Genomic DNA, 18,854 nt, shown 5'->3' on the forward strand with positions numbered 1-18,854 from the left:
GGACAAATTTACAAGAAATAAATTAGGGTTTAGTATGATTTCAGTCATATTTTTATTACTTTTATTGAAATTAATTTGTGCTTTATCTAAAATAACTGAAGCCTATAACATAACCCCCTTATGCAGATAGATTTAGATTTATTATTTACTTGGGGCGCTATTGCCAAAGAGTACAAGAAAAATGAAATTATTTTTCATGAAGAGGAATCAGCGAATTTTTATTATCAAATTATCGATGGTTGCGTAAGAATGTACAATTCCAATGACGAAGGAAAAGAGTTTACTCAAGGCTATTTTAAAAATGGTCAGAGTTTTGGAGAACCGCCTTTATTTATTGACGAAGTGTATCCTTCAACTGCCGTAGCCTTTAGAGATTCCAAAATAATAAAAATTTCGAAGGAGAAGTTTTTAAAGATTTTAGAGGAATATCCTTTTATTCAGAAGCAATTCTTGAATTTAATGGCAAATCGAATTCACACCAAAGCCAAAACCACAAAAGACATTGTAAATCAAAAACCGGAGTTTCGAATTTTAGCTTTTTTAAATGCTCACAAAAACCCAGATTGTCCTAAAAGAGAACTGGTTGCGTTTACAAGACAAGAAATTGCCAATTTTACAGGTTTACGAGTGGAAACAGTGATTCGAGAACTTTCAAGAATGAGCAAAACGAATAAAGTGGAAATTATTAATCACAAATTATATTACTGATGTCGTTTAAAACAACTTTTTGGATTCGATTTTCGATTTTTAATCTGATGCTTGTTGCATTATTAGGACTTTTAATGCGTTATAAAATTCTGTTTGAATTTCCGCTTCTCGACCAAAAAAGTGTACAACATTCCCATTCTCATTTTGCTTTTGCAGGTTGGGTTACGCATACTTTAATGACGTTGCTCATTTCTTTTTTACAAAAACACGACACACTCAATAAAATCGCATTTAAAAAATACAATCTTGTTTTAATTGGGAATTTAATTTGCTCTTATGTAATGCTGATTTCCTTTATTATGCAAGGTTATGGTGCGATTTCGATTACTTTTTCAACCCTTTCTATTTTTGTTTCTTATTGGTTTTCATATTCTTTCTTTAAAGATTGTAAACAACTTGAAACAACTTCTATAGCAACAAAATGGTTCAAAGCAGCTTTGTTTTTTAATGTGATTTCGTCCTTAGGAACTTTTGCTTTGGCTTATATGATGGCAACTAAAAACATTCATCAAAATGAATATTTAGCTTCCATTTATTACTATTTGCATTTTCAATATAATGGTTGGTTTTTCTTTGCTTGCATGGGATTGTTGTTGGATTATTTAAAAGTAACATCAAACTCAAATCGCATTTATTCACAATCGTTTGCTTGGTTATTTTGGTCCTGTATTGCAGGGTATTTTCTATCAACGCTTTGGTTAGATTTACCACTATTAATTTATATTTTAACTGCTATTTCGGCTATTGTTCAAGTAGTTATTTGGTATTTATTATTCAAAACTATTTTTAAAGAGAATAAATCCATCATCGTTACTCTTCCAAACTATTTAAAATATTTGATTGCTTTTATCAGTTTCGCTTTGAGTGCGAAGTTCTTATTACAATTAGGTTCCACCGTTCCTGCTATTAGTAAGTTGGCATTTGGATTTAGACCGATTGTGATTGCGTATTTACACTTGATTTTATTGGCAATTATTTCGCTTTTTCTATTATTTTACATTTATGTGAATGATTTTATTGCCGTGAATAAAAAAACCATTTTAGGATTAGTCTTATTTAGCATTGGAGTTGTGTTGAATGAAGTTGTTCTAGGAATTCAAGGAATAGCATCATTAAGTTATACTTTAATTCCTAATATTAATGAAGCTTTGTTTGTAATTGCCATACTACTTTACGCAAGTATTTTATGGACGAATTTATTTGCAAAAAAAGGATAAAAAAGTATTTTTTATGATTCAACGCATAAAATAATGAGCAGATAATCAGGTACTTTGTATATATAAATATTATACAAATATGAAAAATTCCATTAAAACTTTATTGTTAGCCAGTTTACTAATCACATTTGGATGTAAACAAGGCGAAGAAACGGCATCAGAACCAACATCTGAAACTACAGAAGTATCATCTGGAGGACAAGAAAATGTAGTGGATGCAACATCAAATCCAAACATTGTGCAAACAGCAATTGGAAGTAAAGATCACACTACTTTAGTTACCGCTGTAAAAGCTGCAGGATTAGTAACATCTTTAAGTAATGCTGGACCATTTACTGTATTTGCACCAACTAATGCTGCTTTTGATAAATTACCTGCTGGAACCGTAGAAGGATTATTAAAACCTGAGAAAAAAGGCGATTTAGAAAACATTTTAGGCTATCATACGTATGTAGGTTCGTTAAAAGCGGAATATATGCAAGACGGACAAGAATTTGATATGGTATTTGGTGGAAAAGTAAAAATCACTAAAAAAGACGGAAAAACTTTCGTAAACGGTTCTGAAATTGTAGCTTCCATTGAAACATCAAACGGAATTATCCATGTAATTGGTGACGTTTTACTTCCAAAATAAAAAACAATTATTAATTCATCTTTTATAAAGGTAAAAAGCGTAGACTTCAACAGTTTACGCTTTTTATTTTATATGCCTCCTAATCGAATTAAGGAACCTAAAATCAACATCGAAATAGCGATAAGTGTCACTACCACAATAAGAATCGTAACGTAATGATATTTTTTAGGCGTAAGTTTTGGGAAAATAAAAAGTTGGGCTGAAATGGCTAATGCTAACGAAGTAATAAACAAAATAAGTTTGATGGAAATTACTTTTTCGATTCCATTTGAGAAAGAAAACCATTTGGTAAAAGTAACATCATAATCGTACGCCATTAAAATTCCGGTAATCACAAGCGTAATTAAAGAAGGCATTCCGATAGGTTCAAACTTATCTTTGAAAGCTTTTAACTTTTCTAAATCCTTAGTTTTTATCGCTTCAGGTAAATAGCGAGTAGCCAAAATAAGATGACCACCAATCCAAACGGTTGCCGCCAATAAATGAATGACTAATAAAAAATGATGATACATTACGCTAACGTTTTATACATGATAACATTGGCTATATTGAGTGCTCTTTCTTTGATTTCAATGGCTTTTTCGCCTTCAAATAATTCATCAACGGTTGTGGTGAATACGATTACCCAATGTTGAAAATGTTCTGGATTCATAGGACATTTACTGTGTAAATCTTTGTGGACTTGCATGGGACTTCCGTTGTAATTTCCGGTATAGAACAAAATGTTTTCCCAAAAATCGTACATTCTAGGCAAATGAGTTTCCCAATTCACCTGGGCAATTTCGGTAAACAGAAAACCGATAACTGCATCGGTTTTGATTTTATCATAAAAGGTATCGACTAAAAGTTCAATATCCTTTCTATTTCTAATATCTGTTTTCATTTTGTAATTTGATTAAATAACAATTACAAGTCTTTTTTATTGAATTTTCGCATAGAAATGAAAAACGGAATAATCGCCCACAAACTCAACAACACGAATGAAACTAATAACCCAACTGAAGTTCCAAAAAAATCTTTAAAAATAGCTCCAGTATATCCCATCATGGCGGAAACATCTAAATGCAAGAGAATTTGAATTCGAGCTAAGTCAATCGGACTAAAAGCAGTGATACCAACCATCATATTCTCAATTGGATATTCGGCTAATTGGAAGAGTAAAAACAAAACCATTCCGTCGAATAATAGAGCGAAATACAACCAAATCATAATAGCTAAACCAATTCCTTTTGCTTTATCTCGGGTTAAAATCGAACTCAAAAATGCCAATGCAACAAAGATGACTGAAATCAAACAACCATTGAGCAACATCATAAAACCGATACTATCAGGCGAATTGACTAACAACGGAATTCCTGCCCCAATAAAAAACGCCAAAACCATCGCCGTGGATAATCCGAAAAATAAACTCAACCAAATTTTTCTTCTTTTGATGGGTTGACTTAGTAAAAGTTCAATAAATTCGGCACTGTTGTACAAATAAATCGTAGCAAATAAAATGGAAACTAACGGAACTGTGAATAAAATTACATTCAAAATCGTTAGTAAACCTTTTGCCGAATTATCTTCCAAAGCAAAAGAACTCCAAGATAAAATAGACAAAATCAGCGTGTAAGCTAAAACAATCTTGTTTCGGATAATGTCGGATAATATAATTTTAATGATTCGGTTCATTTTGTTTGTTTTTTAAAATTTTAGCAATTGCTTTTGAAATCTTCTCTTCGCCAGTAGTCGTTTTTAATTCTTCCACTTTTTGATGAAAATGTACTTTCCCTTCTTGCATAAAAATGATTTCGGTAATTAAATCGTCCAATTCACTTAGTAAATGCGACGTAATCAAAATCAATTTTCCTTTTTCTTTTTCTTTTATGATTTTTTCTTTTAAAACCTCAGCCGCTAAAGGATCTAAACCAGCAGTAGGTTCGTCTAAAATCAATGCATCTGGATTAAAAAGAAAAGCTAAAACAGCACTTACTTTTTGGGTTGTTCCACCAGATAAAGTGCGCATTTGCTTGTCGAACATTTTTTCTAATTCGAAAGCGTGCAACAAATCTTCATCCAAATCATCTGATGAATTTCGAATCTTTTTAATCATTTCGATAATTTGACCAATTGTCATATTATCAGGATATCTTCCAATTTGTGGCATGTATCCAATTTTTTCGCGATACAAATACTCACCTAAAACGGAATTTCCATTAAAATGAATCGTACCCGAATCTGGCAATACCATTCCTAAAACCGATTTTATCAAAGTGGTTTTTCCACAACCATTCGGACCAATTAAAGCGATACATTCTCCTTTTTTACAAGAAAGATTAATGTTCTTTAAAACTTCAAATTTTCCAAACTTTTTCTGCAATTCTTTTATCTCAATCATAGCGGCAGTGACTTCATTAAAGGCTTATTATCTACAAAATTATCAGGTGTTATACTGGGTAATACTTTTTCAGACTTATCTAACAGTGTAATCATAAAACTTCGATATAACAACATAGAAGAAGGCGTATTTTCGGTAAGCACGGCAAATAAACTCAGTGGATGATACGGAACATCTCCCATTCCATCTTTGTCCAAATCGTAGCCTTCGTATTTGTCCCAATAATTTTCATTGAACGTATTTAAAACCAAACTTCCATTGGTACTGATATCGAAAGTGTTTTTTAGAAAATTATTGTTTACGATTTCGTTTTCCATACAACTCGCTTGGATTTTCATACCCCAACCGTTCGATTCGAAACTGTTTTTTTCAACTTTAATTCGAGAAGTTCCTTCCATGTAAATTCCTGAGGTATTTCGAGCAAAACGATTATTAAAAATATAACTATCCGAAATTTCTTTTAGCAATAATCCGTAAGCCGAATCGCCCCAATTTTCCTCAAAATAATTATTAAACATTTTCACGTTTTTGGTAAACATTACGGCTACTCCTGCTCCATTGTTCTTGAAAACATTGGTTATGTAAGCATCATCATTGGAAAACATGAAATGCAATCCGTAACGAACGTTATTGTTAGAGATGTTTCTCCAAATTACAGATTGCGTTACAAATTCGAAATAAATGCCGTCACGATGACCTGTAATTTTATTTCCGATGATTTGTAAATTATTGCTTTTCCAACAGTGAATTCCGTTTCCGATTAACTGCTCGGCTTTACCGTAAGCTCTGACAATATTATTTTTTACGATACAATTGTTACTGTTTTGAAGATAAATTCCGAAGAAGTTATTATCGAGAATATTCCCTTGAATTGTGACATTATTTTTATCGTAAACGCGAATTCCACAAGGATCATTTAAAGCAGCGTGACCCGAATTAATTACTTTAAATCCTTTTACCACCACATCATTGGCATTGATAGATAATACTTCTTTTTTATTCTGGCCATCTAAAACAGGGAAGTTCTTACCAATAAAGTAAATCTTTTTATTGATTAAAATCGTTCCCTCTTTATAGATGCCCGAATGTACAAGAATCGTATCGCCATCTTTTGCTAATGCAAGGGCTTGCTTGATTTTCTTCACTGGAAAGTTGGGACCTACCTGAATAGTAGCTGCTTTCCCAATTGAAAAAAACAATAGGAATACTATGAAACTAATTTTTTTCATTAATACATTGTGAAAACTTGTTCCCAAGTTAACGTTTTGGCATTAAGTTGCTTTTGAAAATCATCTTGGTCTTTATCGGATGCAAAAGCGGCAAAATTACCTCGCATTGGAGAATTAATCGAACCTCCATGCAAATAAAAACATTGCTCGGCTGGAATTAGAGTATTATCTTTTGCGTAATCGTTTACAAAGAAAGATTGCACTTGAACATTCGTATTTTCTTTCGTATAGTGCATCATACAAGACAAATCGTCAAACTTGTAGTAACGTCCTTTTTTAGTTAATAACTCAGCTCCAAATTTTCCGTTTGAAATGGTCATTTTGCAGAATTCACAAGAATCTACATTCAATTTGATAGGTCTCGGTTCGTTTGAAACACAAGCAATCATAAAAAGCGACGAAAATAAAAGTACAATCTTTTTCATAACTAAATAGTTTGTTTTCTTTTGAATAAATTGAATTCTTTAAATACAATGTAAAATAACATGACACCAGCTGCAATTAAATACCATCCTCCAATATCAGGAACGGAATAGGCTCCAAAATTCAATAATTGTTTGTATCCAATTAATGGAGGTTGATAGGCCATTCCAGGCACTTTAATAGCGGCATTCGGATCTAAATTGTGTCCGTATTCGTAATTCCAGCGGTAAAAATCTAGTCCAGCTAAGATAACGAAAAGTATAAAGGTTCCGAAAAATGCTAGTACGAATTTTCTGTTATTGATAAAAATTAAGGCAATAGAAATTAATGAAAAAGCACCAACAATATAAGGCAAGATTTTGAATTCGATAAAATTCTCGGTATGCAAAGTTGCCATTCCGATGTAGTGATTTAAACCGTTAATGATTTCTACGTCACCACCAATTTTATTAGCATGTAATTTTAAAACCAATCCTTCAGGATATTGAGGCGCATCTAAATCGATTTGCCACATAGGCACAAATAAAGAACTTATAAATAATCCTGCAATAATAAATAAAAGGATTTTTGAAACTAAAGCAAGTTTTGTAGTTTCCATACAATTGAGTTTAAAAAAGGGACAAAAGTTACTTTGCCCCTTTTGTTAAAAATTTATTTTGTAGCTGGTACGTTTGTTCCTAAACTAAATTGTAATGGAACATTTGACCCTTTTGGAGATACTCTAATATATCCTTGCATTTCTTGGTGTAACGCACTACAGAAGTCAGTACAGTAGAATGGGAACGTTCCTACTCTATCTGGAACCCATTTTAATGTAGTAGTTTCTCCAGGCATGATTAATAATTCACCATTATTAGCACCTTTCACAGCAAATCCGTGTGGTACATCCCAATCTTGTTCTAAGTTGGTTACGTGGAAATATACTTCATCACCTAATTTGACTCCTTCAATATTATCAGGAGCAAAGTGAGATCGGATAGAGGTCATGTACACATGCACTTTGTTTCCTTCTCTAACCACTTTGGCTTCTTTTTCGCCTTTTGCAGCATAAGGATGCTTGTTATCATCTAATTTATAGAATTTCAACTGCCCATTGTTTCGAATTAAATCTGCCGGAGCTGCTTGTGCATAATGCGGCTCTCCAATGGTTGGGAAATCTAAAATTAGCTTCATTTTATCTCCACTAATATCAAATATTTGTGCTGATTGCGCTAACTCAGGACCTGTTGGTAAATAACGGTCTTTTGTAATTTTGTTATAAGCAACTAAGTATTTTCCAAATGGTTTTTTACTATCTCCTCCAGGAATACATAAGTGACCTACTGAGTAATATGTTGGAACACGATCTAATACTTTTAACGTTTTAATATCCCATTTCACCACTTCAGAAGAAACGAAGAAAGTGGTGTAAGCATTTCCTTTTCCGTCAAATTCAGTGTGTAATGGACCTAAACCTGGTTTTTGAACTTCACCATGTAAAGCTGCTTCATATTTCACAACTGGTATTCCTCCATAGTCGCCTTCAAATTTTTTCCCTTTGATAGCTGATTGTAATTTATCAAAACTAAATACAGGAATTAAAGCTGCTAATTTACCAGAACCTACGATAAATTCACCTGTTGGATCAACATCACATCCGTGAGGCGATTTTGGACAAGGAATCATATAACAAATATCTTTTAATTCAGAAGCATCTAAAACCAATACTTCATCTTTCATAGTAGATTTTGCAGAGTGCGTATGCTCATCCCAAGTGTTATGCGCATATTTCACTTTTTGTTTTTTACCTTTTCCAGCTTTGATATATTCTTCCGCTTTTTTCCAGTTCACTGCCATGATAAAGTCTTTATCTTTTTGAGAAGCATTTACTTCTAACAATGTGTTGGCTTGTTCTGTGTTGTAGCACGAGAAGAAGAACCATCCGTGCGATTTTCCTTTACCAGCGTGAGAAAGGTCAAAATTTACACCCGGAGTTACAATTTGGAAAGCCAAATCCATTTCTCCCGATTTTTTATCAACACTTACAAAACTGATATGTCCTTTGTAATTCTCTTTATAAGTATTGATTGGAACATCTCCATTAGAATAATCGGCAGGAACACTAAAACGAGTACCCGCTACCACATATTCTGTATTTTCAGTAATGAATGGAGAAGAGTGATTACCTCCACTGTTCGGAAGTTCGATAATTTCAGCTGTTTTGAATGTTTTTAAATCAATTCTAGCAATACGCGGGGTATTATTAGCATTCCCAAAAACCCAACGACCATCGACTTCACCGTTAGTTTGAGACATTTCAGTGTGATGTAAATCATCCCAAGGCACAAATCCGTGAGAGGTATTCAACATTGGTTTTGTTTCTTCGCTGTATCCCCAACCTTTTTCTGGGTCAACCGAAAATACAGGAATAACTCGGAATAAACGTCCGCTTGGTAATCCGTAAACACTTAATTGTCCACTAAAACCACCTGAAACGAAATTGTAAAACTCATCGTATTTTCCTGGTGCAACATACGCCTTCTCAGCAGCATCGCCACTTACAGCATCTCCTGAGCTTTTTGGTTTACAGGAAGTCACCAAAGCACTTCCTAGGGCAATTACTAAAACTGCCTGTACAAATTTATTTTTCATGATATATGTAGTTAAATTAAGGTATCGTATTACTTTCACTTAACACAATACCCTTTTATGTTTATTTCACACCGTCATTTTTACGCATATACTCAAGAATTCCTCTAGCTTCGTCATCAGAAACACCTTGGTTAGGCATACGAACTAAACAAATTTCCAATTGCGCTTGTACTTCAGGATCTTTGTCAATCATTGGATCAGGATTAGTAATGAAGTTCATAATCCATTGTGGTGTTCTTCTTTCAGTTACACCTTTCCATCCTGGCCCTACTAATTTTTCATCTGTTGTTTTGTGACATGATGCACATTTTACACCTGCTACTTCTTCCCCTTTTGTAGCCATAGCTTGATCTAATGTTGCACCTAATTCAACTGTGTCGTATTTTCCTTCACCACGTTTTGGATCATACGAAGCCGGATCAGCGGCAGCTTCTGTTGTTGCTTCACCTCCACCAGGCTGATAATTATCTTCAGCAGATGCTTCTTTTTTACCACATGCTACAGCTAAAGCAAGAGATAAAACAAGTAAAATTGATTTGTTCATGATATTTTAATATTAAAATTATTACTACAAATTTCTGAAATTGAGCGCTTTAAAAGTATGATTACAATCATAAAAAAGGATATTTTTGTCTTTATTATTAACAATTGTTGAACAAAAAAGGCTGTTTCCAAAAAATGGAAACAGCCTTTTGCAAAAACCTACTTATAAAATTAAATAACCCTCATTATTAAGTAATTATATTTTAAACAGAAATTGTATTAAATTCTAATTTGTTTAATTGCGATTCTAATTTGGTAATATCATTTTGAATATTTGAATTCTTTTCTTGGAAAATCGATTTGTAATACTCAATTCCGTTTAAAAGATTCGCTTTAAATGTCTCCCATTTTTTTATTTGTTGGGGAGTTATCTCGAAAGCTTCATTTATTTGATTGGACAAATACAAAACATACAAGCCCAATTCTTTCACAAACATATTAGGTCTATCGACATGATTTTCGATTTCTTTTTTGCCGTAAATGTGTTGAATCATTTCTTTTAATGAAAATTCTCTAGAAAAATAAGCCATGTTTGGGCCAGGACAAACCACAACACCTTGCGCTTGACCTTTGATTGGAATTCCTAATTCGATATGACTTGCATTTGCTAATCCCACGCACAAACATGATTTTTCTGTGATTGAATTGTATTCTTTCGTGTAAGTTTCGAACGAAATGAAATCACGTTTTGCTTCTAATTCTTCCAATTTCTTGTCTTGATGTTTTTTTGAAGCGGTACAAGTGCCTTCTTTTTTGTATTCTTTACTTAACGCTAAATATTTCTTTGGACAAGAACTTCCAGCTTTTCCCGAAGCGATGCGTTGGCTTTTAAAGAAATCATTCGTCATTCCTTTAATTGTGTTGAACGGAACTCCAAGCGGTGAAATATTACTCAAATACAAATCTTTTTCTTTAGCATCAGCCAATAATTTTCTAGTTTCAGCATCAACTGAAGTAGCTTCTGGAACCAAAAGAAACGGTGAACCCCAACCCACAGCATCTACTTGATAATGGTCTAATAAAAACTGATGTTCTTCTGCTGTTCCTACTCCACCTTGCACAGTGATTTTTAAAACAGGAGGTTCGTTTGGAACTATTTTATTTTTTGATGCTAAAGCATTTGTAAATAGCGAATAGGCCGATTGAATCAACTCGCCTTTCTTTTTTTTGAATTCTTCTAGAATTGGACCTAATAAAAAACCATCTGTTGCGAACGCGTGTCCGCCGCAATTTAAACCTGATTCAATTCGATATTCGGAAACCCAAAGTCCTTTTTTAGCTAGAAAATTTCCTTGAATCATCGCCGAGCGAAAATCACTCACTTTCAAAATGATTTTCTTCTGAAATTGTCCGTTTGCATTGGGATAAAAAGCATCGAAAGTTTCCATGTAACTGTACAATCTTGGATTCATTCCAGCAGAAAAAACTACGGATGAATTTGTGGTACTGTTTACAAAACCCCTTAAAGCTGCATGCGCATCGTTGTACATTACTGGTAATTGTTCGTCATCATTAAAATTATCTTTGTCGATTTTCGTCATGATATTCACATCGATGCTTCCTGCTGCAAAATGATGGTCAAGAATCGATTTTAATTCCATCATATTGTTTTTTCCTGAATCAATTAAATGTTCTAATTTGATTTTTAATTCGGAAGTTGTTGGCAAAATGGAGATAAAATCTTCTAATTGTGTTCTTTTTTCAATCAATTCCGATTTGAAACTTTCGAATTTTTGAGTAACAACTGTATCGAGTAAATTCAAATAATTGGTGATTCTTTTGGCTCTAAAATCTTCTACTTTTTGTGAAATTTCTTCATAAGGTTGCTTGAATTTTTCGGCATAAAAAGCGGTCATTTTTTCAATTAAATCGTCATCCATAATCGAAATTACAGAATCAATTCCGTATTGCGCCACTCGCACTGGGCTATCAATAGTGAACGCCAATCCCATAATAGGAATGTGAAAAGTGTGTACGTTTTTTTGTAAAGTCATATTGTTTTCTTGGTTAATTTTTGCATTCCATTTATCTCTTAACAAAATAAATAGTGACAAATAAAATACAATCCTTCAGATTAATATATGATTATTATCATGCTTTGAAAATTGGTAGAATTTAAAGTAAAATCACTAAAATAATTCCCATTAAACCACCAAAACCTAATATCAAATATTTCCAAAAAGGATGCGCTTTTTTTAATTCCATAAACTGAAAAGCTACCAACCAAAACTTAATTAAAGCCAAAGTCACAACCGTTGTTGCCATAATTTCTGCACTTACATTTAATGCTAAAAAAGCAGCAATTATAGTCAGTGCCAACAACAAAATAAACGTAGAAGAAATAGTGTCTTTCATGATCTTACATTTAAAAAAGTAAATAAAGTACTGGGAATAAAAGCAACCAAATTAAATCGCACATGTGCCAAAAACTGGCACTAGCTTCAATGTCTTCAAAGGATGCTTTGGTTTGTTTTTTCTTGATGGAAAATGTAATTACTAATAAAATTACTAATCCCACCAAAACATGTATAAAATGAAAACCCGTTAATAACCAATAAAATCTAAAAAACGAATTGTAATCCATGTGCAATCCGGCTTCTAATTTTTCGTAATATTCAAATGATTTTAGAACCAAGAATCCGAAACCTCCAAGCATTGCCCAATTGAAATAAAACAACGCTTTTTTGATGTTAGCGGCTTTAAAAAAATAGATTCCTTTGGCTACAAAAAATCCGCTGGTTAACAACAAAATCGTGTTTATAGTTCCAATTGTTTTATTCAGTTTTAAACTACTGTTGTGAAACAATTCGCGTTCTTCTGAACCGTAATAAGCTAATGCTAAAATCGCCATTCCGAAAGTGATGAGTTCCAAATAAATAATAATCCAAATTAAAATGCCTCCTGGCGGATAATATATTGATTTTGTATTGTTCATGATTGTAATAATTCAACTTTACCTGTGTGTAAATCGTAAAATGTTCCTACTATTTTTATTTTCTTTTGATGGACCAAATCTCTAATAATTTTGCTCGAAGAGAGAATGTGATCTATGGTGGATAGCACGTTTAATCGACCTGTTTCATCTGATAAATGTTCGGGTAATGGATACGTTCTATGATGACTAAATGCCACTTTTATTTGATTGGTTAATTGTGTTAAATGTCCTAAATTCACATTATCAATTGCACCTTGAACCGCACCACAATTGGAATGTCCTAACACAACCAACAATTTTGTTCCTTTTACTTTAACGGCATATTCCATACTTCCTAAAATGTTTGGATCTTCGATATTTCCTGCTACCCGAGCAACAAATAAATTTCCAATTCCTTGGTCAAAAACAATTTCTGGCGGCACACGAGAATCGATACAAGACAACACAAAAGTGTGCGGATGTTGGTCTTTTTCAGAATAGTGAGCTTCATCAATGAAATCATGATGCATCGGTACATTATTAACATAACGCTGGTTTCCTTCCATCAATTCTCTCAAAGCTTCATTTGCCGTTTTTGGAACATGATGATGCTCGACAGTTTCACACGAAAAAATAAAGATGATAAAAATGCTGAATAAAATCGTACCTATAATTCTCATAACTCTTTCTATTAATTATTCCATTCTAACAATCGTTTTTCGCCGTTAATTTGTTTGATATCTGTAATATCTTGTGACATTTCGATTACGCCTTTATATCTTTTTTGAGTATCTCTAACTGCAAAATAGCGAATGTAAATCAGACGTTCTTTGTAGTTAATCCAGAAAGAAGCTTCGTTTTGCTCGCCTTTTCTAAACGCTTCTAAAATTTGCAAAACGGTATCCACACTTTTAGGCGGATGACAAAAACGAACTTCTCTACCAATAATTCCGGCACTTCTTGGAAACACGCGTTCTTCGCCTCGATTGTAGAAAATTACTTTATCGTTTTCATCAACATAAGTTAAATCGATGGGTAACGTTTTGAAAAGTAAGTTTACTTGTTCAATTGTCATGAAACCTTCATCATAATGCGCTGCATTTTCGTTGAAAACCACATCGGTTCTGCGTTCTGTATCTTGAGAAGGATGAATGTATTCTGATTCTTTGGGGAATTTTGGTGGCGCTTCTGATAACATCCAACCAATTTCGTCTTCTCCTTTTCGCATTTTAATCCAATCCTCTTCTGATAGCATTTCTAAAGCATTTGGAAACAACACGTTTTCTTCTACTTCTAGTAATCGATATAAATTTTGAGAGATTAAATTGGTATTATGCTTGGCTGAAGTGAAATCTTGGTCTTCTAAATTTTTTCTAACAATGCGAAACATTTCTCTAATGGTATCGTGAAACGACCACATATTGCGAGAAGGTCCTGTCCAACCTTTTTGTTCTAAAAACGGAAATAATTGATTTTCTTTTCGTTCAAAACGTTTTTCAACAGTTGCTAAATGATTGAATACATTGTAAAATTTCTGAAATTCCTCTTTTGGATTTATGCTATTCAATTCTTCCAATAATTGAAGAATCAAATCGGTTTCTACGAAATAAGTATGAATGGGATGTCCTTCAATCACGTTTGTATGTGTTTCTGATATTGCCATTTTATTGGTGTTTGATTTTCTCATAAAGTTTTACCAATGATTTTAGTAAAGCTTCGGGAGAGGTTAATATTTGATAATGATTTTGACCGAACATTTGCGGTAAATAATATTTGGCTTGCGCTTCGATGGCTAAAGCATACGAATTGATTTTTCGTTCGTTCAGTTCTCGCAACGCTTGTTTGATGTCTTGAATTCCGTGTTGTCCTTCGTATTTATCGTAATCGTTTGGTTTTCCATCGGAAAGCACGATAATCCATTTGTTTTTGGCATCCAATTGATCCATTCGTGCGCCAGCGTGACGTAATGCGGGACCAATTCGAGTATAACCATTAGGCTCAACAGCTCCGATTTTATGTTTGGCTTTGTTCCAACTTTCGTTGAAATCTTTCAAAGTGAGATAAGTTGTGAAATTTCTGGTTTTGGAATAAAATCCATCAATCGCAAAATCGATGTCGAACTCATGTAGTATTTCGCCAAATAAAATAGAAACTTCTTTTTCTACATCAATCACTCGATTTCCAGCGGCATAACCATCACTTGAAAGACTAATGTCTAACAAAACCAAAATCGCAATGTCTTTGTTTTTCTTTCTTTGCGATAAATAAATGCGTTCGTCTGGCGATTTTCCAGAATGAATGTCGGTATATAAATCGGTTAACGCGTCTAAATCGAAAGCGTCACCTTGTAATTGTCTTCGTTGTTGTTGCATTTTATTATTTACGCTGGTAAGCATTTTTCGTAAACCATTTAAAGTGGTTTTGTACTTCGCCATCGTATTTTTATAATAAGTCGCGTGAGTTTTGAGTTGGGTTTTTGGATACACTTTACAGAAATTAGTCAAGTAATTTCGTTTTTTAAAATCCCATTCGTCATATTTTAAATGAAACCCTTTTTCATCAACCTCAGCACTTTCGGCAATGGAAGTATTTTCAACAAAATCGGCTTGATATACAGAATGTACCATATCATCCACACGAACCGTAAACTTCATGTTCATTTCTTCCAAGGCTTCTTGATGGTCTTTTAAGTCGTCTTTTCCATCAAAATCGCGCCAATTTCCGTTGAATTCTTCTGCGGTTTCAATTTTCTCGAAACTGTGCATTAACACATAATCTTCTTGTTGTTTTTTGTCGATAGTAAGTGATTCTATTTCTTCAACAGCTTTCGCATGAAGCGTAGTTTCGGCTACGACATTATTTTTTATTTTCTTAGTATTGTCATCGAAATTTTGCAATACATTTTGGTCTTCAATTTCGGGTGTGTTTTTCATCCATTTTCCATACAACCAAGAGTAATCAATGGATTGGTCTTTTTTATTAACGGGTAATTTTGGCACCGCATCATAATAAAACTCTTGCATGGATGGATAATTTTCAAACATTTTTCCAATGACTAATGGCGCTGTTTCAAAGGCTTTTTCCAAAGAAAGTTCTGGTGAATTATCTTGGTTATCCCAATTCAAATTCAGTTGTTTTTGAATACTCAAATACACCGTTCTGAAAAAATAGAATTTCAGATTTTCTTCTTTTGTTGGGAAAAGCGAACAATTTATTGGAAGAAAAAAGTTTTTGTTTTTGTAACCGCCTTCTCGTTCGGCTGGAAAAATTTCGATTGGCGCACCACAAATCGCTCTCGCAAAAAGAGTCAATCGCGGTTTGATATCAGATAAGTTGATTTGACGGCTCAGAATTTCGGCATCATTGAGTCGTTTATTTTTAAAGTACTTGAGTACTTTTTTATAGATAATTTCGTCTAATTCTAAGCCCATAACTCCAATCTTTAAATCATTAAATCGCACAAATCGTTTAAAGCTTGAATGGTTTCTTGCTCATCTGTTAAAGGTTCAACAACGGCAACGTGAACGGCTAATCGTTTTGGTAATCCGTTATTTATAAGTTTCGCGGCGTCCACTAATAAACGGGTAGAAACGGTTTCTGTTAGCCCTAATTCGGTTAGATTTCTAATTTTTGTTCCAATAGTGACTAACTTTTGAGCGATATCGGCTTGAATTCCGGTTTCATTAATTAAAATTTCGGCTTCTATTTTTGGATTTGGATAATCGAATGAAAGTGCTACAAATCGTTGACGAGTAGAAGGTTTTAATTCTTTGAATCCTTTTTGATATCCTGGATTAAACGAAGCTACCAAAAGAAAATCGGGATGCGCTTTGATGGTTTCTCCTAATTTATCAATGAAAAGTTCTCTTCTATGATCGGTTAAGGAGTGAATGGCTACGATGACATCTGGACGTGCTTCGGCAACCTCATCTAAATATAAAATATATCCGTTTTTTACTGCTATGGATAAAGGTCCGTCAATCCAAATGGTTTCGGCTCCTTTGATGATGAAACGTCCAATTAAATCGGTTGCTGAAGTTTCTTCGTGACAACTTACGGTGACTAATGTTTTGTTAACTTCATTCGCCATATATTCGATAAAACGGGACTTTCCAGAGCCTGTTGGACCTTTCAATAATAAAGGCAATCGCAATTGGTTGATTTGATTGAAAATTTCAATTTCAGAACCTACTGCTTTATAAAATATGGTTTTTTCTGCTACTATCATGGCAATTTATTTTTGAAAAAACCGAAACCAAAAGCGGGCAGCGACAACTCTGGGCAATTGGTCTCGGCTGGTTATTAATTGTATAATTCTAACCTAAATAATTAATAACTATTCTTTTACAAGAGCTTCATCTGTTGGTTTACCGTATTTGATAAACTCTAGAATATATAAGGTAATTCCGGTTGTAAATAATGTGGCACAAAGCAACAATACGACAAAGTGAATACTGATTTCGTTTTGAACATCCATGAAATCCATTTTCATTTTACGTTCCATGTACACTTGGGCAACACCTGCTACACCGAAAGCTACTGTCATTCCTAACATTCCGATATTAGACAACCAAAATGCCATGTGACCTCTTGTACTGTCGTATAATTTTCTTCCAGTAATGTTTGGTAAGGCATAGCTAATAATAGCTAAAACAATCATCGCGTAAGCTCCCCAGAATGCATAGTGGCCGTGCATGGCTGTTACTAAAGTTCCGTGCGTGTAAATGTTGGTTTGTGGTAAAGTGTGTGCAAATCCTAATAATCCAGCTCCAATGAAAGATACAATAGAAGCTCCGATCGTCCAGAATAACGCAATTTTGTTTGGATGAGATTTTTCTCCTTTTCGATACATGTACACTGCGAATAATGCCATTGCTAAGAATGCTAATGGTTCTAATGCTGAGAAAATTCCACCTACTATTAACCAAATTTTATTTACTCCGATGTAGTAGTAATGGTGACCTGTTCCTAATAAACCTGAAAGGAATGTCAAACCAACAATTACATATAACCATTTCTCGATAACTTCTCGGTCAACACCTGTAAGTTTGATTAATAAGTATGATAAAATACCGCCCATGATTAGTTCCCATACTCCTTCAACCCATAAATGCACTACCCACCAACGGAAGAATGAATCCGTAACTTGGCTATCGAACCAAATCATACCCGGTAAGTATAATAAAGCAGCAAAAACCAATCCCATTGTTAAAACTAATGAAGTTGTTGTTCGTCTTTCTGCTTTGAATAAAGTGGTGAGGATTAATCCTAAGAACAATAAGACATTGATTACTACTAAAACATCTAATTCTCTTGGAATTTCAAGGAATTTTCGACCTTCCCAAATATTAAAGTGATAGCCAACAATTGCTAAAACTCCAACTACAGCTAAGGAAATCAACTGTACATAAGCCAATTTGACATTAACTAATTCTCTTTGTGCTTCTTCAGGAATGATATAATAAGCGGCTCCCATGAAACCAGTTAATAACCAAACTACTAATAAATTCGTGTGAACAGCTCTTGCTGTATTGAACGGAATAAAATCGTGAAGACCATCCATTCCAATTCGGGCAAAGCCCATAATAAAACCATAGATAATTTGTAATGCAAATAATAACATGCATAATCCAAAGAACCAATACGCTACTTTTTGTGATTTATATTTCATGATACTAAATTTTGGATTATTCTTCTTTAGCTAAAGGGGAAACCACGCGATCAAAACCATTCAAATCAATGTTTCCAATCCATTTGAAGTAAGCAATCATGGCTTCGGCATCGGCGTCGTTCATTTCATATTTTACCATTTTTCTGCCTTTTGGTCCCCAAGGAACTGGCGATTGTAAAACAGCTTTTACGTAGCCTTCTCCTCTTCTTTCGATTACTTTGGTAAGTTCTGGAGCGTAGTAGCCTCCTTCACCCAGTATGGTATGACAACCCATACAATTATTCGATTCCCAGATTTCCTTTCCTCGAATAACTTTTGCATCAATCTTATCATGATAAGTTTGATCATTTTTAGGCATGAACGAGTAAATAGTTAAGCCAATAAAGACCAAAAAGGTTACTACGGTTCCACCTAAAAAAAATGCTCGTGCTTGTGATTTTGATAACATATTTTAGATATTAGTTAGAAATTATAAAGGATATTTTTATCCTTTAACTAAGTACA

The 18,854-nt window shown here is 33.7% G+C and carries 21 protein-coding genes; 3 read left to right on the forward strand and 18 right to left on the reverse strand.

Translation table 11 applies throughout. From position 1 onward, the window contains the following. Window positions 1-120: 120 nt before the first annotated feature. The 3 genes from IM755_RS12495 to IM755_RS12505 all read left to right on the forward strand — a co-directional run bounded on the left by IM755_RS12495 (window position 121) and on the right by IM755_RS12505 (window position 2,559). On the forward strand, window positions 121-708 hold the full coding sequence (locus IM755_RS12495) for a Crp/Fnr family transcriptional regulator (RefSeq protein ID WP_194097389.1): 588 nt from the start codon (window positions 121-123) through the stop codon (window positions 706-708). Beyond that, entirely contained in the window at window positions 708-1,925 is a 1,218-nt protein-coding gene (locus IM755_RS12500) for a hypothetical protein (RefSeq protein ID WP_194097391.1), read from the forward strand. The genes IM755_RS12495 and IM755_RS12500 overlap by 1 nt, the downstream gene beginning before the upstream one ends. A 79-nt stretch (window positions 1,926-2,004) precedes the next feature. Continuing rightward, window positions 2,005-2,559 (forward strand): fasciclin domain-containing protein, encoded by a 555-nt coding sequence (locus tag IM755_RS12505; protein WP_194097393.1) that lies wholly within the window; start codon window positions 2,005-2,007, stop codon window positions 2,557-2,559. A gap of 68 nt (window positions 2,560-2,627) precedes the next feature. Here IM755_RS12505 and IM755_RS12510 read toward each other — a convergent pair whose 3' ends face one another. The 18 genes from IM755_RS12510 to IM755_RS12595 form a co-directional block, all read right to left on the reverse strand. Continuing rightward, complete coding sequence (locus IM755_RS12510) at window positions 2,628-3,071, reverse strand: copper resistance protein CopD (protein ID WP_026726055.1); 444 nt, start codon at window positions 3,069-3,071, stop codon at window positions 2,628-2,630. Further along, window positions 3,071-3,442 carry a group III truncated hemoglobin gene (locus IM755_RS12515; protein ID WP_111567259.1) on the reverse strand — a complete coding sequence of 124 codons (372 nt, stop codon included), beginning with the start codon at window positions 3,440-3,442 and terminating at the stop codon, window positions 3,071-3,073. Before IM755_RS12515 ends, IM755_RS12510 begins: the two co-directional genes overlap by 1 nt. A 23-nt stretch (window positions 3,443-3,465) precedes the next feature. Continuing rightward, a complete protein-coding gene (locus IM755_RS12520) occupies window positions 3,466-4,233 on the reverse strand; it encodes an ABC transporter permease subunit (RefSeq protein WP_194097395.1) in 768 nt (255 codons plus the stop codon). Beyond that, window positions 4,217-4,939, reverse strand: a complete 723-nt coding sequence (locus IM755_RS12525) for an ABC transporter ATP-binding protein (protein ID WP_194097397.1) — start codon at window positions 4,937-4,939, stop codon at window positions 4,217-4,219. The genes IM755_RS12520 and IM755_RS12525 overlap by 17 nt, the downstream gene beginning before the upstream one ends. Next, complete coding sequence (locus IM755_RS12530; RefSeq protein ID WP_194097399.1) at window positions 4,936-6,168, reverse strand: nitrous oxide reductase family maturation protein NosD; 1,233 nt, start codon at window positions 6,166-6,168, stop codon at window positions 4,936-4,938. The genes IM755_RS12525 and IM755_RS12530 overlap by 4 nt, the downstream gene beginning before the upstream one ends. Next, window positions 6,168-6,593, reverse strand: coding sequence for a nitrous oxide reductase accessory protein NosL (locus tag IM755_RS12535; RefSeq protein WP_194097401.1), 426 nt, complete (start codon window positions 6,591-6,593; stop codon window positions 6,168-6,170). Before IM755_RS12535 ends, IM755_RS12530 begins: the two co-directional genes overlap by 1 nt. Window positions 6,594-6,595: 2 nt before the next feature. Further along, window positions 6,596-7,189 carry a hypothetical protein gene (locus IM755_RS12540; protein WP_194097403.1) on the reverse strand — a complete coding sequence of 198 codons (594 nt, stop codon included), beginning with the start codon at window positions 7,187-7,189 and terminating at the stop codon, window positions 6,596-6,598. A gap of 53 nt (window positions 7,190-7,242) precedes the next feature. Beyond that, window positions 7,243-9,222: a Sec-dependent nitrous-oxide reductase gene (gene nosZ, locus IM755_RS12545; protein ID WP_194097405.1), complete on the reverse strand. Its 1,980-nt coding sequence runs from the start codon at window positions 9,220-9,222 to the stop codon at window positions 7,243-7,245. A gap of 61 nt (window positions 9,223-9,283) precedes the next feature. Next, on the reverse strand, window positions 9,284-9,766 hold the full coding sequence (locus IM755_RS12550) for a c-type cytochrome (protein ID WP_194097407.1): 483 nt from the start codon (window positions 9,764-9,766) through the stop codon (window positions 9,284-9,286). Between the two features lie 202 nt (window positions 9,767-9,968). After that, window positions 9,969-11,759 (reverse strand): hypothetical protein, encoded by a 1,791-nt coding sequence (locus IM755_RS12555; protein ID WP_194097409.1) that lies wholly within the window; start codon window positions 11,757-11,759, stop codon window positions 9,969-9,971. Window positions 11,760-11,880: 121 nt separating this feature from the next. Then, on the reverse strand, window positions 11,881-12,120 hold the full coding sequence (locus tag IM755_RS12560; protein WP_194097411.1) for a cytochrome C oxidase subunit IV family protein: 240 nt from the start codon (window positions 12,118-12,120) through the stop codon (window positions 11,881-11,883). Window positions 12,121-12,130: 10 nt separating this feature from the next. Beyond that, window positions 12,131-12,700, reverse strand: coding sequence for a cytochrome c oxidase subunit 3 (locus tag IM755_RS12565; protein WP_194097414.1), 570 nt, complete (start codon window positions 12,698-12,700; stop codon window positions 12,131-12,133). Continuing rightward, window positions 12,697-13,359, reverse strand: coding sequence for a carbonic anhydrase (locus IM755_RS12570; RefSeq protein ID WP_051604450.1), 663 nt, complete (start codon window positions 13,357-13,359; stop codon window positions 12,697-12,699). The genes IM755_RS12565 and IM755_RS12570 overlap by 4 nt, the downstream gene beginning before the upstream one ends. Before the next feature lie 11 nt (window positions 13,360-13,370). Further along, entirely contained in the window at window positions 13,371-14,342 is a 972-nt protein-coding gene (locus IM755_RS12575) for a DUF438 domain-containing protein (RefSeq protein WP_194097416.1), read from the reverse strand. A 1-nt stretch (window position 14,343) separates the two neighbouring features. Beyond that, window positions 14,344-16,110 carry a nitric oxide reductase activation protein NorD gene (locus IM755_RS12580; RefSeq protein WP_194097418.1) on the reverse strand — a complete coding sequence of 589 codons (1,767 nt, stop codon included), beginning with the start codon at window positions 16,108-16,110 and terminating at the stop codon, window positions 14,344-14,346. Window positions 16,111-16,121: 11 nt separating this feature from the next. Beyond that, on the reverse strand, window positions 16,122-16,907 hold the full coding sequence (locus IM755_RS12585) for a CbbQ/NirQ/NorQ/GpvN family protein (RefSeq protein ID WP_026726068.1): 786 nt from the start codon (window positions 16,905-16,907) through the stop codon (window positions 16,122-16,124). Window positions 16,908-17,015: 108 nt separating this feature from the next. Continuing rightward, window positions 17,016-18,350 (reverse strand): cbb3-type cytochrome c oxidase subunit I, encoded by a 1,335-nt coding sequence (locus tag IM755_RS12590; RefSeq protein ID WP_194097421.1) that lies wholly within the window; start codon window positions 18,348-18,350, stop codon window positions 17,016-17,018. A 16-nt stretch (window positions 18,351-18,366) separates the two neighbouring features. Continuing rightward, window positions 18,367-18,798, reverse strand: coding sequence for a c-type cytochrome (locus IM755_RS12595; RefSeq protein ID WP_194097423.1), 432 nt, complete (start codon window positions 18,796-18,798; stop codon window positions 18,367-18,369). Window positions 18,799-18,854 lie beyond the last annotated feature (56 nt).

It is taken from the genome of Flavobacterium proteolyticum, from assembly GCF_015223105.1.
In the GTDB taxonomy this organism is placed as follows: domain Bacteria; phylum Bacteroidota; class Bacteroidia; order Flavobacteriales; family Flavobacteriaceae; genus Flavobacterium; species Flavobacterium proteolyticum.